Source organism: Lysinibacillus sp. RS10 (assembly GCF_041956855.1).
Taxonomy (GTDB): Bacteria; Bacillota; Bacilli; order Bacillales_A; family Planococcaceae; genus Lysinibacillus; species Lysinibacillus xylanilyticus_A.
The window spans coordinates 800,019-822,178 of the sequence record NZ_CP167122.1; the positions used below are offsets into that span (position 1 = coordinate 800,019).

Consider the following 22,160-nt stretch of genomic DNA (forward strand, 5'->3'; position numbering starts at 1 on the left):
TAGGACGATAATAGAGTAGGAGGGATTTTAATGAAGGTAAAATCACAAAATACTGCGCTGTACAAGCAAGTTTCTGAATATATTTTAACTCATATCAAAAGTGGAGAATGGAAAAAAGACAACAAGCTACCTTCTGTACGAAATCTTGCAGAGTCGCTAGGGGTTCACAGACTGACAGTTTTAAAAGCATATCAACTTCTAAAAGAGGAAGGTCATGTCTATGCAAAAGACAAAACGGGCTATTATTATAAGGACATTGACCATTTACACGAAAAGACGGAACAACCTGTTATCCATTCCTATATTAAAAATAGCCATCTGTCGGAAATCCATCTTGAGCCTACCTTCTATGAATTTTCTACCGCTATTATAGATCCGTCCTTAATGCCCAATAGATACCTTTCCCAACATGTGAAGGAGTTATTTGACAGGTACCCATATTTGCTTGGAACTCATGCTCCTGTAAAAGGGGATGGTGAATTAATTGCAGCATTATCCGTCTATTTCCGAAAGTATGACCAACTATATATTGATGAAGAATCTATTGTAGTTACTACTGGAGCACAGCAAGCCATTGATATTATTGCGAAGGTGTTTATCCAAGGGGGTGATTATGTACTGATTGAAAGTCCAACATACAGTGGAGCAACTGATATATTTATAAACAGGGGAGCAAAACTAATTTCTTTGCCCATATCAGCAACAGGTTTTTGCCTGAAAGAAGTGGAGTCGCTTATGAAAAAATATAAACCAAGACTTTTTTATACAAATCCAACTTTTCATAACCCGACAGGTTATACGGTGCCAGCTAAACAAAGAAAGCAACTCGCAGAGCTGGCAGAAAAATATAAATGTATAATACTAGAAGATGATTCTGTTCATGAAATCTATTTTCGAGAGCCTCCGCCGCCGCCTATTTTTGCTTATGATATAGGAGGCTATGTCATTTATTTACGCAGTTTTAGTAAATACATGTCTCCAGGATTGAGAATATGTGCGATGGTTGCCCACCCGAACTTAGTTAAATGGCTCATTAAAGGAAAGGCGCTTGCGGATATTGGAACCCCCTTACTAAATCAGAAAGCCTTTTTGGTTTATCTTACTTCCGATAGAGTCCGAACACATATGGAAAAACTAAGGATTGCTTTACAGATAAGAAAAGAGACAATGGAAGCAGCCCTCAAAAACCACTTTAAATGGGATAGCCCCGCAGGAGGACTAAATCTATGGGTTCGGTTTGATGAGGAAATAGATAAAGACTTGTTAAAAGACATGGCACTAGAAAGTTCTATATCCTATGTTTCAGGGTATATCTGTGATCCACATGAGAAAGATATTCCGTATATAAGGCTCAGTTATTCCTTTGTGAATGAACAGAAAATTAGGAAGGGTATGCATAAATTAACTAATATTTATGATTCTTTATTCAAAGAATAGGAAGAAAAGGGAAGATACTTGACCCTCAAATAGAAGAAGTGAACGTTAAAACTAATGGTGGAAACCAGTATAAAGCCAAATTAATAAAATATAACAATGTTGAGAAGTTTTGGTTTTTAGTCACAAACGGAGAAGACCTTATAGGCTCTACTATTACAGGTTTGTCTTCAGACGGTAAATCCATTGAACAGATAACACAATAATTTTAACTCTACTTGGGTTCTTTAGTGCAACAAGGATTTATAACATAAACCTAATATCGTTCTCAAACGCAAGTTAGGTAACTATACCCCCCATTTATTTTGAATGGGGGTTGCTTTTGGCTGCTTATTCAACAATCGGGCGCGATACTGTAATAAGGATCGGCGCTCGTTTTCATTAAAGGGCCATATTGTGGAGCAACCTTTAAAAAGGATTGGATATTTATGTTAGAATATAGAAAAGATTGTGAAGGATTGCACTTAAACTAACGACGCAGGTTGTGAAAGAAGACTTATTGAAATGATCAAACTTTTTATAGAAGTCTCATACTTAGCTAAAAAGAGAAACTCCATTTTGATGAATCTTTATTCTAAAGCTACAGAAATCACTTATCGAAAGTGGTACACCTATAAAGGGTATCGCGGAAAAAGTGTGGCGTGTCTCGCACTACTATTTATCGCCCAAAGTGACAGCTACACTATTATAGGTGTTTGGTACTTGTAAACATAAATCAGTGACCATGGATGTATTCCTTCAGGGATGGAAATTATTTCTTGGTAATAATTGTTTAACATAGATTTAACACACACTCTTTATAATTATGAAAATGAGGTGATTAAGATATGAGAATTCTTGTTGTTGAAGATGAGTTGGATTTACAGGAAGCTATCGCTGAGGGACTTAGAATAGAAGGGTATGCAGTTGATACATGTAGTAATGGAGAAGATGCTTATGAACTGGCGTACGTTGAAAATTATGACTTAATAATCCTTGACTTAAATCTTCCGAAAATGGACGGATTAAAGGTTTTAGAAAAGTTAAGAGAAGAAAATAAAGAATTAAAAATCTTAATCCTTAGTGCAAGAAGTAGCGTAAACGACAAAGTTAAAGGCTTAGATATTGGTGCGAATGATTATTTAACTAAACCATTTGAATTTGCGGAATTGGAAGCAAGAATAAGGAATTTATTAAGATGGAAATTTGTGCAGGAAAATAGCCTTTTGATTTGCGGTAATATATCTATTAATCTATCAAAACGCACCGCATTTGTGGGTGAAAAAGAACTGATACTCACAAAAAAAGAATTCGGATTGCTTGAATACTTTCTGCTTAATCAAGAAAAAGTAGTTAGTCAAGAAGAATTAATTGAACATGTATGGGACCAAAATGCTGATAGTTTTAGTGGAGTTATTCGAGTTCACATAGCAACATTACGAAAAAAGCTTAAAGCTCTTTTAGATTATGATCCAATATGTACAAAGATTGGTGAGGGTTATTTTATTACTAAAAATGATGGTAATACTTGATGTTTAGAAAAATGCCAATTCGGCTGCGACTTACTGCAATGATGGTAATTTTATTAACGATTTGTTGTGTAGGGCTAACATTAATTTTGAATTTTTCTGCTGGTATAATGGCAACAAAAATTGATGCAGCCATTTTATTACCTGCACAAGAGGTTGGTGAAGATAGCAATGTTATTGACAATTTTCAAATGCCATCAAATGACATGATGCTTACACCATCTGGAGATGTACAAAAAGCAAAAACGGACTTTCAGTTTGAAAGTATTTTTTATATGCTTTTAATCATTGTCTGTGGTGGCGTATTGACATATTATGTATCGGGCAAAGTGTTAAAACCGCTTGATACACTAAATAGTCAAATTAAGAATAGGACTGTGCATAATCTATCGGAAACGATGGACATTCCACCAACCAATGATGAAATAGCTGAGCTAACGCAATCTTTTAATGAAATGACAGATAAGCTAAACAATGCTTTTTTGATACAAAGTCGCTTTTCCGCAAATGCAGCCCACGAACTCCGAACGCCACTTGCGGTTTTAAAAACAAAAGTTGATGTATTTAAAAAGAAAAACGCACATTCTACAGAAGAATATGATGCACTCATTAACGTTTTTGAAAAGCAAACACAGCGATTATCCGAGCTTGTATTTACCCTTTTAGATATGACAAATATGAATGATGGATTTGAGAATGGAACCATCTGCTTGAAGGATGTTTTTGAGGATATTGTTTCCGAACTTTCTCATATTGCTGATGAACAAGAGGTTAAACTATATTTGGATTGCGCTGATAGTGTTGTTTACGGAAATACAGATTTACTTTATCGAGCGTTTTATAACCTTATTGAAAATGGTATTAGATACAATATCGACGGCGGTAAGGTAATGATTAAAGTTAAATCGGATAAAAAGCAGATAATGGTTGAAATTAAAGACACGGGAATTGGTATCCCTGATGAGGAAAAAAAGAATATATTTGAGCCGTTTTACAGAGTGGATAAATCACGCTCTCGTGAATTGGGTGGCTCAGGCTTGGGACTTTCCATTGTGCAAAGTATCATAACCAAGCACAACGGAAACATCGTAGTTACGGATAATGAAAACGGCGGTACTTGTTTCGAAATTACAATTGGTAAAATAAAATAAGAAAATGAAAAAGGCTTTGAATGGCAGCTGAAACTGTTTATTTAAAGCTTTTTTTGAAAAAATTTATAAGAAGTATTCCTCTTAACACGGATTTAACATGGATTGTTATATATTGGTGACATCCAATAGAAAGGGTGCAGGCAACCAGATTCTATTGTTATATTATGGAATTTACCCATCGTAGGGTAGAGGCTAAAAACATTCTAGGAGGAATTTAATATGAAGAAAACATTATCAATTGCGACATTAGTGCTAGGGTTATCTGTTGTTGCAGGATCAGCATATGCTGCGAGCAACGACATGTGGGAAACTACTAAATCTAGTGAACCTGTCAACTTAGAAGAAATGGCTAAAGAAAAAGGAATCACGTTAGATGAACTGATTGCTCAGCTTGAAAAAGAAGGAAAGCTGACAAAAGCTGCTGAAACAACTGAGGCTATTGAATCAACTGAAGTTGTCAACTTAGAAGAAATGGCTAAAGAAAAAGGGGTCACATTAGATGAACTGATTGCTCAGCTTGAAAAAGAAGGAAAGCTGACAAAAGCTGCAAAAACAACAGAGGCTATTGAATCAACTGAAGTTGTCAACTTAGAAGAAATGGCTAAAGAAAAAGGGGTCACATTAGATGAACTGATTGCTCAGCTTGAAAAAGAGGGCAAGCTGACAAAAGCTGCTGAAACAACTGAAGCTACTAAATCAGCGGAAACAAACAATAAGTAATATATAGTAACTGGAGCTGTCACAAAAGTAAACTTCTGCTAAGAGGAGCTTTTGTAACGGCTTTTTTATTTGTAAGGTGTCGAATTTAACAGGCAGTAATGACAAGGGTTTATTCTTTATCGTTACTGCCTAATTCAGTTGTTATGTCAACCTATAATGTATGGGAATGTATAAGGTTTTATGGGTTTTTTTAAAAGGTTGTTTTCTAAAAGATTGCTGCTATTCAACTAATGTAAGCAGGTTAGTTGTGCGAAATGTTCCTAGTAAGAATAATAGTGTTATAAGCTCGGTGAAAAGGCGTAAGAATTTACCGTAACAGTTCGGCTGTCGAAAGCCTACCCGCGGGGGTGGTGTAAATCATGATGCTTGATTTGAATGAATATGGTGAGAATGCGAATAAACCTAAAAGAAAGGGTTAAGCTGACGAACTTCTGAATGTACGGGTCTATAACTGCGATACATAGAAATGTGTATATCACCAAATTGTGAGGTTAGATGTGGGTGAGTAAGACTAACTAATATGAAAATCCACGATACGTTACAGGCGTATGAACGCTAACAGGCTTACAGGAAGCACCTAAGTTCATTCTATAATAGATATAATTCAACATTGTAAGCTGATAACGTGGAGGGCTTACTCCTAAAGAAACGTTGATAAGGAAAGCAGGAGTGAGAGTAGCTGTTGTATAACTTATCTTTATATCAGTGAAAGTGGTGGAACAGTACCAATGAAGTGTCTAATCAACATGGAGGGATAGCCACTAGACTAATGAAGAATCATTTAATCATGCAAGGCAAATCTTTAACGGTTAATAAGGTTCTCGTAAGACTAAAAGAGGTTTACCTCCCACGGGAGGCACCGACTTATTGAAACGGAAGAATTGAGACATGGAAGAGTTTACGATATCAGAAGTGTTGATGATAATCCATTTCATCACCCCGCCATTATTTCAAATATAATATATCATTTATATTGAATTTTTTGGAGACAATTCCCAGTTGTTGTTCTTGGGTGATTTTCACACCATGTTTAGTATCAATTTTAACTTTTGAAATCGCAGTGAAAGCATCAAAGACAATAGTTATTGTCCTTTGCCGTTTTGTATGCTAATTTTTTGTGTTTTTCTTTCGATTTGTAGAAAAAGGATTGATTCTACAATAAAAAAGACAGACCATCGTTTTGCTATTTGGTCTGTCAATTAGTGATTTATTTCTTACTTTTCTCTCCCAAAGGAGAACCCGTTATTATTTTTCAGTCATCCTTTTTTATTTATTTAATTTTTTCTGAAAAGAATTCAGTCACTGTTTTTACCACTTGTTCACGGTGTTCCGTTTGATCACTATAGAAACCATAGCCGTGGTCAGCACCTTGAACATTAACAAATTCTGCTCCAATTTTATTAGCAACATCCATAGCTACTTCAGGTGTAACCAAGTCATCTTTGCTTCCGCTGATAACGACTGTATCAATTTTTTTAGTCAACTTCTCGATAATTGCGTTAGAAGCTATTAAATCCTCATAATGTTTAGCGCCGACATGTAATGTATTACCAAACCATTCAATCTCATTGTATCCTTTTTCTTGTGCAGTTGCCAACTCTGCTTTATTATCTATATAACTATTCGCAGCAGGTGCAATCAATGCCATTGCTTTATAAGGATTATCATCGCGATCCGTAATCATCAGTGATAAACGCCCACCCAGACTGTAGCCTAAAATTCCTAGTTTATTGGTATCAATCGGTGCATTTTTTAAGGCGTAGTTTAATACTGCATTTGAATCTGATTCGTTATTTGTTAGGTTAAATTCAAGGAAATCAGCTGTTGAATCCCCACATCCAGCAAAGTCCATACGAATTGATGAAATTCCAGATTCCGCTAAACTTTGTGCAATAGCTTTTAAACCTTCTCCTTCATGTCTGTTTCCTGCAAAACCATGATTGATTACTACCAACGGGAAAGGGCCCTCTCCTTTAGGAAGAACTAATGTTGCTGGAATTTTTCTTCCTTCATTTTCAACTGTAACATCAGTGGAAACGATTTCACTTTTCTCAGAAGTCGTTGCTTTGTTTGTTTCATTGTTGGACTCCGTATTTACAACAGATTCTTGCTTTGTTTCAGGTGCTTTTTCTGTTGCACATCCGCTTAGTGCAGCTGTAAGCATAACACCTGCCATAATTGTTAACGGTTTTTTTAGTTTCATGAATAAGCTCCTTTTAATATTAATGGGTATTATATGTAATTATCATTATAATACAAACTAGTACAATTAAGTGTCAAGACAAAAAAATATCAGAAACAATAGAAATACTACTAAAACTAATGGATGAAACTGCAAAAGGAAAATTAGATTCAATTAAAGAAAAGTTGCCATTTACAGAACCAATTTTATTTTAAAACCCTTTTACCGAAAAAGAGCTAGAATTTTTAAAGTAAGCTAAAAATTATCATCGAAATAATAACTCAATTTAATATTGAACATACCTATTAATAGCTGCTTTCAGTATAAAGTTTGTGAAGAAATGTATTCAAAGTAACCGAGGCTTTAGTTGAAGAAAAAAATATGAATATAAAAAAAAGGCTAGGTTCTACCGTGGTAGGACCTAGCCAATTACTTAAACCGACCAGCACCTCATGTGTTGCCACATACACTCCGCACATGTTGAATGTGGGAACAGTGGTGGTAGCACCTAACTATTTTAGTCAGGTGCTATTATCTTTTTAGTCACTTTCTGGTCACGAAACATATATAACGGTATATAATTTCATTTTATTTTTTATTAGTTAAAAGTGAATAAACCTTGAAATGACAATTACTATTTTATATCATTTTTTCCTGCTCATATCCAAATAGCATAACGTAATTAATTTCCATTCTCAGTGGTTGTGGTTCATGCTAACTTATATTCAACAATCGGGCGCGATTGTTGAAGATTGATTTTCTTCATTGCAACAATCTTTGAGAAAAGAGCCTTCTTATAAGTTACGAACTTATAAGAAAGACCTTGTTTATTGTTTGAAATTGTATTAGCAATATAAGTACCTCATTTATTGAGGGGAATTGTCTCACGGATTCTTAGGAACGCTCACGCTTCATTATTTAAGAAATGAAAAATTTCTGCAGGCAAGACTAATTGATACATTTCAGAAAGGGTGTTTAAAATACTCTTTGCTGGATTTAAGAGTGTCTTGTTTGACATGTCGACTAATATCATTTGTAATTTATCTGGATTCTTAAAATCTGACCAATTATTCATAAATTTATTTACCCAGAAAGTAACAAAGTATTTATTTATAATTTCATTAATGGCAAAGGGTTTTTTCGAATAATTCTCTGATAAGATATTAATTATTTGGATGTGATAAATCGCTGCTTGCCTAATACTTACAAATTCAGCATTCATAATATAAAAGATAGTCTTTTCATTAGATGATTTAGAATCTAATATTTGACTATCATTAGCAAATTCTTGATCTCTAATTAATTTTATATAATTGTCTAAATCTATGAAGGTAGAATTTAGTTGAACATTATTAATATCAATATCTTTTAATAAATTTTGAATGATTTGGAATTTTTCATTGACGTTTAATTGATTATCAGAAAAAACTTTTGAAATGATTGGAATTACTGATTCTACTAAAACTTTTTCATAAAATTCCTTAGAGTAATTTTGTTCTATAGACTGTAAATTAACCTCAATAGAATCAAACAAATTCCTTTCATTTTCCGTTAAGTCAATACTTGTATAGAGTATTAGAGAAGCTTCAATACAATACTTTAGTGCAGTAGAATAAGATTTTAAATTAATTAAATACGGCAATATTTCATACGCACTTAACATATATAATCTACTTGAATTCTTGTTATTACAAATTTCTTGTAACCACAAATAGGCATCATCATAGATTTCTAAACTTTCAGAAATCGAAGCTAAATGAAAACACATTCCTTGTTCATGTATTGTATATTTGTATAACTCAGCAACTTTTTCGTTGTGAATCCAATTACTTCCAATGAAGGGTTTTACATAATCACCGTCTTCCAAAGGTCCTGGTGGAGTTCCATCTTTGATAATTGATGATACGTAACCTGTACAATGAGCTAATAAACAAACTGCAATTTTGTAATTAGAACTTTCAGGGTCATCTGAAAGTTTGGATTCCCATGATTTTTTATAATACTTATAACAATTAATGTTGCCGTTATTAAGGAAATAGTAAGTACCTAATTCTGCATATAATCTAGTAAGTAGCATCGGTAATTGAAACTCAGAACTAACAGCTTTATCTTCCGCTAATTTTAATAAAGCTAGTGTATTTTCATCTTCAATTGTTGCCAATAACATTAATGTGTCGATAGATTCATATTCGTAATGATTTGTTAGGTTTTTGCTGGCTAATTCTAAGTAAGGCTTTGATTCAGATTTTTTGTCCGTAAAGTACAATGATTTCCCCATTCTATAATTTAAGAGGAATATATTTTCGGTACTTTCAACCATTGATTGAATTTCTGAATAGGTTTTTATAGTTTTTTCGAAGTCTTTTTCATATTCATTAAAAATAATCAGTTTGGTTGATAATACATCTATCTTAAAATAATTGGATTGGAATTTTTCCCCTATTTCTTCTAGTTTATTTAGAATATCTAATGTGTTATTAACATCAGTTAAATCAATAGGATCTTTCTTTAAGTTTATATAAGTTTGAGTAGTTAAATATTGAATTGAAGAATATCCTATATCGTCCTGCAAAGAATTTTGGAATTGTTGAATGGACATTAGCTGAAGGATATCAACAAATTTTCTAAGCGCAGGTCCATTTCCTCGGATTTTACTAGCAATAATCCATATAAAAACTTCCCAATTATTTTCATCTAATAATTCAGAAGGAGCATTTTTAAATAAATTATATTCAAGGAAAAAATCTAAAGTTATATCAATATTGTAATTAGATAAATAGAATGTTAGATAAAAGGCAATCTCATTTGCATGTTTATCATGTTCTTCGGTCATTTTGAGAAATTCAATTAATAACTTTTCAATAGGTTTATCGAACTTAGCACGTGTTATTATTTGTTGTGCTTTTAGTAAGTAAGCTATATCTTCGTCTAATTCTTTTGGTAAACCTGTATCAATCCAGATAGATGTTAATGACCAATAATCTCTATCAACATCAGATTCTTCTAGGCTTTTTAATATATGTGTTAGTAAAAATGCAGCTCTATTGTGGTTATTAGAATCAATTAGATGAACAAAAGCATTTATAAACTCTTTGGGTGTTAAATTCTTTTTGTTTAAAATAGTATCTGCTAACGTGTTATGCACCTCTCTCAAGGTTTGCAAATTTATATTTTTTTCTCCTAAATTTTTTATTAAAGGATTGCACATATATAGGCTACCAAAAGATTCTACCCAATATCCCTCTACATTACGGAATTTTTCGTTATAAAATGAAATTTCTGGATTTATAGATGAAAGCTTCTGAACTAAATTAGAATCAAATTTAAAGGTTACTAATGAAAGTCGATATAGTAGTTCTCTTGTTTCTTGATCAACTAGTGTCGATGTAAGTATATCTTGAATGTAGTTTTCTAGATCTTCTATCGTAAAACTCTTTTGAATTAATGTAGTTACAAAATCGTCAATAATCCAGTTATGCTGTTTTAATAATTGAATGTGTGCAGCACAAATTGCAGGATTTTGACCAGAAAATCCTGCTATAAGTTTGCTAATATGATTTTTGGATTTTGTATCTAGATTAGAAAACCTGTCTAATATAGCATATACGTCATTTTCATTAAAAGATGGAATATTAGAAGACTGGTAAGAGTTAGGTTTGAGTAGGGACTTGAATCTAAAATTTATATCAGTCGCACTAGAAGAGATAATTTTAAAACTGAACCGTTCACAAATATTTAGCAAAGTTAAAATAAACTGTTTGTCATTTTCACTAGAATTATTAAATGGAAAATCATCGAAAATGAATACTGAGTTAATAGGTAAAGTCTTTAACACACCTTCTAATTCATCTATTTCATTAATTTCAAATAGAGATTTCATTTCATTAAATAATTGCTCTGAGATATTATCTTTTAAACCCTTACCACATTCAAACCAAAATAATTGAGAATTATTTTGATTTGTATAAGACTTACCTACTAAGTAAATCAAATGTGTTTTACCAGTTAAAGTTCCTCCATACAAGTTAAGTAAAGTATTATTATCTAATACTTTTACTAATGATTCTACTGCATCTTCACGTTTAGCTAGCATTACAGCTAAATTAGGTTCTATAATTTTATCTGTTTCAAAAGAAATTGCAGGTTCTGATTTAAAAAAATTAGCAAACTTACTAAAAAAAGGTTCGAAAAAACTGTTTCTTTTCCGAGTCTGATCATTATTAATTATTTTTTTGAAATTACGAATGTCATTTTGTGGAAAATTATTAACTAAGAAAATATTAGAATTAATCGCAGCAATACTATTATCGCCTGTTTGTTTAATAAATTTTTTACTTTTCATTTTTTTCATCCTTCTGGTTTATACGAACATCAGAATCGATATAAGCATGAGAATTCTTGCCTCTTTGTTTAATAGATTTAACAGATTTGTTTTTTGAGAAAGAAACTGTAATTGCAAAAACTCCACCTACAGCTACTAAAGCAAGAATTCCTAAAATTAACTCCTGAGTAAATTCCATTATAATCCTCCTTTTGGGAATAAAAGCATTAAAAAGATTTTAATTCATTATTAGCATTTTTACAATTATAGGTTGTTTTTTATTACACCCAAATTTAAGTCGGGCGAAATTAATACAATCTATATATAACTAGAATTTTTATTTATAACCGTAAAAAAATACACAAAGACGGCATAATTAGTGGGGGTTTAACTCTTCCAGGTGTTCGAATTGATACCGAAGAAAACAAATTTTATCCAATCTGTAATGAATTAAAAACAGGTGCATTTGAAAAATACTTTTTGGTACTAAACGATATAGTAAATATTGAGGAACTCCGTCAGTTTAAAAAAGTGTATGATTCAATTTATAAATTTTTAAAGTATGGAGGAAATTCATATCAAAGTAAAGGTTACGCGATAAAGCAAGGTATGAAACAATTAGTGGAGAACCTAAAAGATTTATTACAACTAGTTGAAGAAAAGCAGTTGTTAAATAAAAATTACTTTTCCAATAACAATTGGATGTATTATAGATGAGTGGACATACCTCGGTTAAATCAATAGAATTGAGTATAAGAGAGGACGTGTCCGACCATGAGTCAAAAAAAGTACAATAAAGAATTCAAACAAACAGTAGTCGAGCTTTATCGCGCGGGTACACCGGTCAATCAATTAGCTAGCGAATATGGTGTGTCAGAAGTCACAATTTATAAATGGATTAAACTCCATTCTCCAATTGAAGGAACTGGGGAGTTAACTGCAGCTGAAGTAGCCGCCATCCAGAAGGAAAATCTTCGATTAAAACAAGAGGTAGATATCCTAAAAAAGGCTATGACCATATTCGCGAAAAAATAGATGACCAAGAGCTAATCGACCACATTACGAAAGAAAGCGAACATCAACCCGTTCAATTGATGTGTCGCATTTTAAAGATGCCTAAAAGTACGTATTATCAATCATTTCATAAAAAGCCGAACAGCTATCATGCTGCCAATGAAAAGCTACTCGCACGCATTCGCGTCATTCATAAGGAAAGTGACGGTCGTTATGGTGCACCGAAAATATTTCAAATCCTTAAACAAGAGGGCTATACAGGTAGTATTGATCGCGTTCAACGCGTTATGAGAAATGCAGGCATTCGTTCAAACATCACAAAAAAGTACCGTCCGACGCCAACACAGAAACCCGTGGAAGAGCGTGAAAACGTGTTGCGACAAGACTTTACAACCGAAACTATCAATGAAAAATGGGTGGCAGATATTACGTATATCCACACAGTACAAGATGGTTGGTGTTATTTGGCGTCGGTATTAGATTGTCACACCAAGAAAATTATTGGGTATAAATTTGGTCGTAAAATGACGGTTGACCTAGTTTTAGAAGCCCTTGATAACGCAGTAGCAGCGCAAAATCCAGCACCAGGACTAATTGTACACACTGATTTAGGCTCTCAATATACAAGTGAAATTTTTGGTGAACGCATAAAGAAATACGAAATGATCCCATCATTTAGTCGAAAAGGATGCCCTTATGACAATGCATGCATCGAATCATTTCACGCAACACTCAAAAAAGAAGAAGTATACCGAACACGTTACGACCGCTTTGAAACCGCACGCGTAGCTTTATTTAAGTACATCGAAGGCTGGTACAATCGCAAGCGAATCCACGGTAGCATTGATTATTTCACACCCGATGCGTATGAGAAAATGTGCCGAGCAGCAGCGTAAAAAAGGGGTACAAAGAAATCTACCCCTCCACATTTTTCGGGCGCAACTTCCATACATTTTCCGCTCTGCATCCCGAGTAGGCGGTCAAAGGCTCTTTTCACTTTGACGGGCTACTCGGGATGTGGAACACTCCAAAAATGGACGTTGCGCAACACAAAAAAATTAACTTGAGTGTGTCTATAAACTTGACGTAGATCCAAATCTCTAACCTATAAAAAAGGACACCACTTAAACTAACGGGTTCGGTTCAGAGGTGCAAAACACTAATTCGCAAGCGAATACGCAATACAATTCACATATGTTTTAACAATACAAAAAATAAGAAAAAAAGCAGTGGAATAGGTTTCTACTGCTTTTTTAAATTTATCTTAGTTACTCTTAGCAATTATAACAGTAGTATAATTTTATAGCTTATCTTTAAATATCGGTTGTTTTATTAAACTTACTTATTTCAAGTAAATATCGTTATTCAACAATCGGGCGCGATTGTGGAGTAAGCGTCGCTGTTCTTCTTCAACTAACGGGGTGCTTTAGTTGTGCGAAATGTTCCTAGTTCAAATGGATGATGGTTACATCAATCTGGTAAAGGCTAGGCAGTTCCTTTCGGAATTGAAGGGTTATATCGAAGAATCAAATGACAGGGTAACGCCTGAAATGGTTCTCTCTTAGTCGAATAGCACTTGATTTAGTAAGAATGATGGTGTTATAAGCTCGGCGAAAAGGTGTGAGAAATTACCGTACCAGTTCGGCTGACGAAAGCCTACCTCGATGGAGTGGTGTAATTCATGGTGCTTGAGTTGAATGAATATGGTGAGAATGCTAATTATAAACCTATAAGAAAAGGTTAAGCTGACGAACTTCTGAATGTACGGGTCTATAAGCACGATACATAGAAATGTGTATATCACCAAATTGTGAGGTTAGTTGTGGGTGAGTAAAACTAACTAATATGAAAATCCATGATACGTTACAGGCGTATGAATACTAACAGGCTTAGAGGAAGCACCTAAGTTCATTCCATAATAGATATAATTCAACGTTGTAAGCTGATAACGTGGAGGACTTACTTCCATTGAAACGGTGGCAAGGAAAATATTAATGATAATAGTTACTGTATAACTTGTCTTAATATCAGTGAAAGTGGTGGCACAGTACCGTTGAAGCGTGTAATGAACGTGGAGGGATAGCCACTAGACTAATAAAGATTTATTCAACCAAGTAAGGCAGTTCTTTATCGGTTAATAAGGTTCTCGTGAGACTAAAAGAGGTTTAACTCCGAAAGGGGTCACCAACTTATTGAAACGGAAGAAATTGAGGCATAATGAGTATTATAGTATGCAAGATTGTTTTGATACACTTTATGCTCAAAGTGTCAGTGGTCATCACTTCTATGACTTAACAGAATTAATGAGTTCTAAAGACAATATACGTCTAGCCTACCGAAACATCAAAAGAAATACAGGTAGCAAAACTGCTGGAACCGATAAATTAACAATCAATGATATCTTGCATTTAACTGTAGAAGATGTAATAGCAAGAGTTCAAGCTATGTTTAAATGGTATGAATCACAACCAGTAAGACGGGTTCTCATTCCTAAAGGAAAGGATAAAACTAGACCTTTAGGGATACCAACGATTTGGGATAGAATCTTTCAACAATCCATACTGCAAATTTTAGAGCCAATTTGTGAAGCAAAATTCCATAAACATAGTTATGGGTTTAGACCGAATCGGAGCACTCATCATGCCAAAGCTAGACTTGAGTTCCTTATCAATCAGACTGGGCTTCATCATTGTGTTGATGTAGATATTAAGGGTTTCTTTGATAATGTTAATCATAGTAAGCTTTTAAAACAAATATGGTCTCTAGGCATAAGAGATAAATCACTCCTCTCTATTATATCTAGGCTACTAAAAGCAGAGATTGAAGGAGAGGGTATTCCTACAAAAGGTACTCCGCAAGGAGGTATTTTGTCACCGTTATTATCCAACATTGTATTAAATGAATTGGATTGGTGGGTTAGTAACCAATGGGAAACGTTTGAAAGCAGATATACATACTCCACTAATGGCAGTAAATATCAGCATTTAAAGAAAACAGCTTTAAAAGAGTGCTTCATTGTCCGATATGCGGACGATTTTAAAATAATGTGCCGAACTAGGTCAAACGCAATAAAAATGAACTACGCATTGAAAGACTTCTTGAGAAAAAGGCTTCATTTGGAGTCAAGTGAAGAAAAATCAAAGGTCGTTAATTTAAAGAAAAACTCATCGGAGTTTCTAGGCTTTTCAATAAAAGCCATAAGAAAGGGTAAGACCAGATTTGGTTATGTAGCAAAGTCTGATATGTCTAAAAAAGCTAAAGCAAATGCTTTCCAAAAGATAAAAGAAGCCATAAGGGTTATCAAGAGAAAGCCTTGTATTCAGACAGTTTGGAATTTTAATACCGTTGTGATGGGAATACAAAACTATTACTCAGCTGCAACTCAAATTACAATTAATCTGAATGAGTTAAATCTCCACCTACGCAAGACGTTATACAATCAACTAAAGAATATTAGAACCGAGGCAAGGTTCCATGAGATGACTAAGACTTTACAGAAGAGGTACAAGGGATACAAGGCTAAACTGTATAAGATACAGAACATGGTTTTTGTCCCTATCCATGCACAACGATGGAGAAAGACACTAGGTTTTTCACAAATAATTTGTAATTTTACAGTCGAAGGTAGAGCGAAAATTCATAATAGCTTAAAGGCTATCAATAAAAATACTCTTTCTTACATCATGAGAAACTACATTCCAAATAGATCTATTGAGTACAACGACAACAGAATCAGTAAGTTCATTGCCCAGTATGGCAAATGTGCCATTTTAGGTGAAGAATTAGGTATTAATGATTGGCATTGTCATCATATCAATCCGTTGAACATTTCAAAAGATGATAGTTATTCGAACTTAATAATTTTGAATAAGACTATACATCAACTTATACATTTGAAAGACAAGGCAAAAATTAAAACACTCTTAAAAGCTGTAAAGCTTTCGAATAAGCAAATAGAAAAAGTAAATAATTTACGACTGAAATGTAACAATGAAATAATCTAATAATGGAAGAAAAGCACTCGTCTGCTTAAGACATAGAAAGAATAAATTGGATTAGTTGGAACGCCGTATGCGATGAAAGTCGCACGTACGGTGTGAACAGGGGGAAAAGCTGGCGATAATTTCAAAGGCTTACCTATCTGTATGAAGATTAGCGTTCCAGAATAATCAATCTTTATTATAAAAATGAATAGTGACAAACATATAAAACCTCGTATTTTGATCAAACTTTGTTCAAAATACGAGGTATTATTTAATCAGGAAAATGAGGATTGCCAGCAAATTTTAATCAATCTTTTTTCAAAAGTGACAAATGAACTTACTCGTTGTTAATGTAAATAGTTAATCATTAATCATACATATGCCAAAAGTAAAAAAATTAATCAAAATAATGCCAAAAGCTATAGGTAAATTCAATTTAAATCAATATAACACTTTTAATTTGATTGGGTATTAAAACCAAGCACCTTGAAAGGGTTGGTATTACTGTGTTGGCAAATATATCGCTAAGAAATTGGAAAAGATATACTTAAAATCACAAACGTCAAAACCCTTGATATACAAGGGTTTTTTCTTTTGCCCTATTTCATATAGTTTCATTAAATATCAATCGAACGTAAAATGATATTAATATGCTTTTTGAACACATTTATAAATATTGCACAATGTGAAACAATAAATGAGGATTTTGTTTTAATTTTTTATGATTTACTAAGTGAATTACTATTATTCGAATTAACCGTATTAAAATTATATGGTCGTTACTATTTAAATGATGAAATTATGGATGAGTTATGATGATGTTTTAGGCAAACATAAAATTACTTATGAACAATATGATTTAGTGCGCCAAAACTTAGTAAAAAAAGGTTTGCTAATTTCTAAAACTGACTTAATTGTGAAGCGGTTTCGGTACTTGAGGAGTTTGAAAGACCAAATTAATTGATGACTTTAAAATGAATCAGCAAATTTAAGGTCGTCAAGATAAGTATAATTGCAAGGTTAGGCAGTACACTAATAAAGAAAAAAGGTTTACTTCAGTAAAATAAGGTATATTATATTTGTTGAATAGATTCTCTTTAAAGACAAGAAAAGTAGGTGAACAAAGTGGGGAAATATCAATTGGATACCAAAGGTCAAGTGGCCGTGGCAAAGTATCATGAAAAACACAAGCCTGCCAAATTTGATAAAAAGCAGCAACTTGAAAAAATACGTGCAGAGTATTTGAAAAAAAAGCAAAAACAAACAGATAAATAGTATGAATGGAAACATAGGGAGACTAAAATTCCCCTATGTTTTTCTTATTCGAAGTTCTTTTTTCAATTGATGATAGAGTTTATTACTCTCCTAAATTTAGATTCGGTGACAAAAAACTCGTCATTAGATATCCATTCCTCATTAATTGATTTTGACATTGCAACGACATAGCCATTATTCAAAATAATAACGTTGTGAGCAAGGGGGGGTACCAGCTACAATCGAGGACAAGAATTACATGATTTGAACGGATTTTTCTGTTTTGATAAAAAGCGTAAAATCCTTATATATCAATGGTTAACCGCGTACTGTATGATTTTACGAGTAAGCCACCTGCTACGATTGAGTGGGTATAGTACTCTAAAATCAATTGGTTAGAAAACGTTGTTGAAAGTATTTATAAAAAAGATAAATTAAGAAAAGTAGTAAAGTTTAATATAGTGTCCTACGAAGTAATCGATGGGGTTATGATAATTGTTTACATGGAATTACATCTAGCTTACATTCATTAATTAAAAATTCTTCCAAGCTTTGGATCTACGTCAAGTTTATAGACACACTCAAGTTAATTTTTTTTGTGTTGCGCAACGTCCATTTTTGGAGTGTTCCACATCCCGAGTAGCCCGTCAAAGTGAAAAGAGCCTTTGACCGCCTACTCGGGATGTAGAGCGGAAAATGTATGGAAGTTGCGCCCGAAAAATGTGGAGGGGTAGATTTCTTTGTACCCCTTTTTTACGCTGCTGCTCGACACATTTTCTCATACGCATCGGGTGTGAAATAATCAATGCTACCGTGGATTCGCTTGCGATTGTACCAGCCTTCGATGTACTTAAATAAAGCTACGCGTGCGGTTTCAAAGCGGTCGTAACGTGTTCGGTATACTTCTTCTTTTTTGAGTGTTGCGTGAAATGATTCGATGCATGCATTGTCATACGGGCATCCTTTTCGACTAAATGATGGGATCATTTCGTATTTCTTTAAGCGTTCACCAAAAACTTCACTTGTATATTGAGAGCCTAAATCAGTGTGTACAATTAGTCCTGGTGCTGGATTTTGCGCTGCTACTGCGTTATCAAGGGCTTCTAAAACTAGGTCAACCGTCATTTTACGACCAAATTTATACCCAATAATTTTCTTGGTGTGACAATCTAATACCGACGCCAAATAACACCAACCATCTTGTACTGTGTGGATATACGTAATATCTGCCACCCATTTTTCATTGATAGTTTCGGTTGTAAAGTCTTGTCCCAACACGTTTTCACGCTCTTCCACGGGTTTCTGTGTTGGCGTCGGACGGTACTTTTTTGTGATGTTTGAACGAATGCCTGCATTTCTCATAACGCGTTGAACGCGATCAATACTACCTGTATAGCCCTCTTGTTTAAGGATTTGAAATATTTTCGGTGCACCATAACGACCGTCACTTTCCTTATGAATGACGCGAATGCGTGCGAGTAGCTTTTCATTAGCAGCATGATAGCTGTTCGGCTTTTTATGAAATGATTGATAATACGTACTTTTAGGCATCTTTAAAATGCGACACATCAATTGAACGGGTTGATGTTCGCTTTCTTTCGTAATGTGGTCGATTAGCTCTTGGTCATCTATTTTTTCGCGAATATGGTCATAGCCTTTTTTAGGATATCTACCTCTTGTTTTAATCGAAGATTTTCCTTCTGGATGGCGGCTACTTCAGCTGCAGTTAACTCCCCAGTTCCTTCAATTGGAGAATGGAGTTTAATCCATTTATAAATTGTGACTTCTGACACACCATATTCGCTAGCTAATTGATTGACCGGTGTACCCGCGCGATAAAGCTCGACTACTGTTTGTTTGAATTCTTTATTGTACTTTTTTTGACTCATGGTCGGACACGTCCTCTCTTATACTCAATTCTATTGATTTAACCGAGGTATGTCCACTCATCTATAATACATCCAAAGCTAGTGTTGTAGTGGTGGCTAGGACGTGCTACTCTTTTAAGTTTGCTTTCCACTAACCGTTTAGCAGCATCTGTTGTAAAGCCCATGTTTAGCCTGTTTAATACGCGGCTTACTTGTTCTACTGTGTACGTCATATGTTACTGTCTCCTTTACGTAAGTACTCCATAATTTCATCGTATTCAAAGCGAATTAGCCCACCGATAGTAAAGCCAAATTATAAGAATTGTTAATAGAGTGAATAACATGATACTTCTACTTTTTCACCATACTTTCTTTCCAGTCAAATTGAGCCTGTTGACCAGGTGGTGTTTCAAATCTTGTAGTTCCTTTTGGTGAAGGGATACGTACTTGATCTGTAAAATAAGCTGCGAACTCAGGCGTTTTTGCAATATAGCGACGGAATGTAGAACTACCACACCCTAAGCCATGATTATCCTTCAAATATTGCCAAAGTACACGTGTATTTTGCAAAAAAATAGTGGCAGAGTTTTGCAATGGTATTTACATAGGGCCAAAACGATTTGACATAGAGCCTCTGTGCGCATAGTCCTAGAGCCAAGAAGCCAGTTGTATCAATACACTGGCTCTGCCAACGAGAGGCTACTATGCGCACCACTCCATGTCAAATCTAGGTCTAAATGTCTATGTACTTTCAGCTTGCAATTTTCGATCGAACTCATTGCAAAACTCTGTATTTTAATTTTGCATTACACAACACGGCGGTAATAAAAGACTTGCTTCGAATCTTCTGATAGTAAAGCTGCAATCACTTCATAATAATCATCTATAATAGATGTCTTTTCTTTTGTTCCTTTTGGTGTAAATCCATTTAAGTATTTATCAACAGTACGTCGATCTACACCCATTTCTTTTGCCAACTGACTCTTATTAATTTTCATAAGTCTGAAAGACTGTTAATCTCAAAATTCGTTTGAACATCTAGCGTTATGTACACACTAATCACCTCATGATTAGTATGCGAGAAAGTGAATCAAAAGTGTACATCTTTAAGTGAGTGCGTTTGTACATGTAGATCTTAGCATTTGTAGATAAAGTTGTGTGGATCTTCTTTATATGGGACGCAGCCATTTTACTTTCAATCAATTTGTCTTGGAATTTAATAATGTCACGTTGTTTAATACTTCTCAATTCTTTACGTTTAAAATGAGGTATTAAATGAACATCAATGATGCTGCTTATTTTAATGTAAGACGATTCTTTGCGCCGTTTTTTATACCAACTTAGATATTCTTTTGCAACAAATTCAAATGTTACTAATTCTTCTGCAAAGGCTTCTGTTTCTAATTTCGCCTCTGCAAGTAATGCAGCCTTTTCTGTTTTAAATCCTCTACGTTCTTGCTTACTCGTTGATGCAGATGGTAACTATAAAGCAAAAGGTGCGTATGTGAAAAAACTTAATCCATCAGACAATGATTTACCAATAGTGAATGAAGCGATTGTGAACTGGTTTGTAAAAGGTATCGATCCGGAAGAAACTATTTTCGAATGTACCGAGCTTATCAAATTCCAAAAGATAGTGAAAATCAGTAATAAATATGATTACGCCAGATATGGTTTAAAACGAATGAATGAAAAAGTATTTCGAGTGTTCGCTAGTGTGGATCAGAACGACAAAGAATTGAAAAAAGTAAAAAACGGTACCTCTGAAAAGATACCGTATGTTCTGGATATTTGTTTTATCGTAAATGAGGATATAAGAATGAGCGAATTGATGCGTTTATTGGGGAGGATTAAGCCAGGTTGATATACTATTGCGGTATGGCTCAGCAAAGTTCCAAAAAAACTCGACATTTAATCCAAATATCATTAATAAAATCACGACAGAGAATATTAGTGTGTCATTCCCTTTATATTTCTTATTACTGCTTCTTTTAAGAATACTTGATTGAAGCAAGAAAATAATCAATAGAAATGAAACTAGTATACGACCAAATAGATTAAAGGCTAGCAGGCTAGATTCTTTATTATATTCATATATAAATTTTATGTTATACCCAATAGACTCTAAAGTGCTAGGTAAAGATTCATAATGAAATTCAGGTAATTGATTTATGATATTCAATATTGTTTTTGGGACAAACATTAAGAGAAGAATTAACATTAGGAATATTATATTTTTAATTGCCCATTGCTTTTTAGCCAAACTATTTTCAAATGATACTTTAGTATCTCTATAAACATTAATTGCTAGTAAGAGTAGGCAAATTGCTGGAATAAAAATATAAGTTGCTTGGTAGGCTGATAACATAATAGCAAGAGCAATTATACCTGCAAAAAATGCTAATCCTGAAGAAACGTCTGCATTAGATTGTTTAGTATTTACATTGACAGTAGTCGTTTGACTATTATCTACATTTGTTGGAGCATCTATGTAAATATTATCTCCATTTTGATTTGTCTGTTGAACTTTACTAGTGTGTTCTGTTTTAATAAATGATTTTACAGTTTGAATTATCGTTGCTATTACACCGATAATTCCCATAATAATACCTATTGTATTTAACAAATAAGAATAACTCCTCTCTTTTTTAGTATATCTTACCATTGGAAGTAGGTGATGACAATTTACAAGGGATATTTAAAAGGAAATGGTAAGCATGCTGCC

The 22,160-nt window shown here is 33.8% G+C and carries 16 protein-coding genes and 3 pseudogenes; 10 read left to right on the forward strand and 9 right to left on the reverse strand.

Going from position 1 to position 22,160, the window contains the following annotated elements:
• Nucleotides 1-30: 30 nt before the first annotated feature.
• From ACB089_RS04065 to ACB089_RS04080, 4 genes are all read left to right on the forward strand, one after another.
• Nucleotides 31-1,437, forward strand: coding sequence for a PLP-dependent aminotransferase family protein (locus ACB089_RS04065; RefSeq protein ID WP_374965403.1), 1,407 nt, complete (start codon nt 31-33; stop codon nt 1,435-1,437).
• A gap of 824 nt (nt 1,438-2,261) precedes the next feature.
• Nucleotides 2,262-2,945 carry a response regulator transcription factor gene (locus tag ACB089_RS04070; protein WP_374965404.1) on the forward strand — a complete coding sequence of 228 codons (684 nt, stop codon included), beginning with the start codon at nt 2,262-2,264 and terminating at the stop codon, nt 2,943-2,945.
• On the forward strand, nt 2,945-4,093 hold the full coding sequence (locus tag ACB089_RS04075; RefSeq protein ID WP_374967660.1) for a sensor histidine kinase: 1,149 nt from the start codon (nt 2,945-2,947) through the stop codon (nt 4,091-4,093). The genes ACB089_RS04070 and ACB089_RS04075 overlap by 1 nt, the downstream gene beginning before the upstream one ends.
• Nucleotides 4,094-4,312: 219 nt before the next feature.
• On the forward strand, nt 4,313-4,813 hold the full coding sequence (locus ACB089_RS04080; protein WP_374965405.1) for a hypothetical protein: 501 nt from the start codon (nt 4,313-4,315) through the stop codon (nt 4,811-4,813).
• Between the two features lie 1,270 nt (nt 4,814-6,083).
• Here the strand turns inward: ACB089_RS04080 and ACB089_RS04085 are convergent.
• From ACB089_RS04085 to ACB089_RS04095, 3 genes are all read right to left on the reverse strand, one after another.
• Complete coding sequence (locus ACB089_RS04085) at nt 6,084-7,016, reverse strand: alpha/beta hydrolase family protein (protein WP_374965406.1); 933 nt, start codon at nt 7,014-7,016, stop codon at nt 6,084-6,086.
• Nucleotides 7,017-7,899: 883 nt separating this feature from the next.
• Nucleotides 7,900-11,337, reverse strand: a complete 3,438-nt coding sequence (locus ACB089_RS04090) for a hypothetical protein (RefSeq protein ID WP_374965407.1) — start codon at nt 11,335-11,337, stop codon at nt 7,900-7,902.
• A complete protein-coding gene (locus ACB089_RS04095; protein WP_374965408.1) occupies nt 11,327-11,515 on the reverse strand; it encodes a hypothetical protein in 189 nt (62 codons plus the stop codon). Before ACB089_RS04095 ends, ACB089_RS04090 begins: the two co-directional genes overlap by 11 nt.
• 575 nt (nt 11,516-12,090) lie before the next feature.
• On the opposite strand from ACB089_RS04095, the gene ACB089_RS04100 reads away from it, so the two are divergent.
• From ACB089_RS04100 to ACB089_RS04120, 5 genes are all read left to right on the forward strand, one after another.
• A protein-coding gene (locus ACB089_RS04100; protein ID WP_374965409.1) for an IS3 family transposase occupies nt 12,091-13,226 on the forward strand; the annotation gives its coding sequence in 2 pieces (ribosomal slippage) (nt 12,091-12,316 and nt 12,316-13,226; 1,137 coding nt in all).
• A gap of 1,335 nt (nt 13,227-14,561) precedes the next feature.
• The gene (gene ltrA, locus ACB089_RS04105) at nt 14,562-16,334 is read left to right on the forward strand and encodes a group II intron reverse transcriptase/maturase (RefSeq protein ID WP_374967547.1); all 1,773 of its coding nucleotides are present in this window, start codon (nt 14,562-14,564) and stop codon (nt 16,332-16,334) included.
• 636 nt (nt 16,335-16,970) lie between these two features.
• On the forward strand, nt 16,971-17,129 hold the full coding sequence (locus ACB089_RS04110) for a hypothetical protein (protein WP_374965410.1): 159 nt from the start codon (nt 16,971-16,973) through the stop codon (nt 17,127-17,129).
• A 309-nt stretch (nt 17,130-17,438) separates the two neighbouring features.
• Nucleotides 17,439-17,588: a hypothetical protein gene (locus ACB089_RS04115; RefSeq protein WP_016429071.1), complete on the forward strand. Its 150-nt coding sequence runs from the start codon at nt 17,439-17,441 to the stop codon at nt 17,586-17,588.
• Between the two features lie 287 nt (nt 17,589-17,875).
• Entirely contained in the window at nt 17,876-17,944 is a 69-nt protein-coding gene (locus tag ACB089_RS04120) for a hypothetical protein (protein WP_374967661.1), read from the forward strand.
• A gap of 376 nt (nt 17,945-18,320) precedes the next feature.
• Here ACB089_RS04120 and ACB089_RS04125 read toward each other — a convergent pair.
• The 5 genes and pseudogenes from ACB089_RS04125 to ACB089_RS04145 form a co-directional block, all read right to left on the reverse strand.
• A protein-coding gene (locus tag ACB089_RS04125; RefSeq protein WP_374965411.1) for an IS3 family transposase occupies nt 18,321-19,456 on the reverse strand; the annotation gives its coding sequence in 2 pieces (ribosomal slippage) (nt 18,321-19,231 and nt 19,231-19,456; 1,137 coding nt in all).
• Nucleotides 19,457-19,494: 38 nt separating this feature from the next.
• A complete protein-coding gene (locus ACB089_RS04130; protein WP_374965412.1) occupies nt 19,495-19,668 on the reverse strand; it encodes a hypothetical protein in 174 nt (57 codons plus the stop codon).
• 118 nt (nt 19,669-19,786) lie between these two features.
• Entirely contained in the window at nt 19,787-20,029 is a 243-nt protein-coding gene (locus ACB089_RS04135) for a hypothetical protein (RefSeq protein WP_374965413.1), read from the reverse strand.
• A gap of 215 nt (nt 20,030-20,244) precedes the next feature.
• Nucleotides 20,245-20,489: pseudogene (locus ACB089_RS04140) on the reverse strand (IS21 family transposase); the annotation flags it as partial.
• Between the two features lie 5 nt (nt 20,490-20,494).
• Nucleotides 20,495-20,746: pseudogene (locus ACB089_RS04145) on the reverse strand (site-specific integrase); the annotation flags it as partial.
• A 148-nt stretch (nt 20,747-20,894) separates the two neighbouring features.
• On the opposite strand from ACB089_RS04145, the pseudogene ACB089_RS04150 reads away from it, so the two are divergent.
• Nucleotides 20,895-21,251: pseudogene (locus ACB089_RS04150) on the forward strand (hypothetical protein); the annotation flags it as partial.
• A gap of 21 nt (nt 21,252-21,272) precedes the next feature.
• On the opposite strand, the gene ACB089_RS04155 reads toward ACB089_RS04150, so the two are convergent.
• Entirely contained in the window at nt 21,273-22,061 is a 789-nt protein-coding gene (locus tag ACB089_RS04155; RefSeq protein ID WP_374965414.1) for a hypothetical protein, read from the reverse strand.
• Nucleotides 22,062-22,160: the final 99 nt, after the last annotated feature.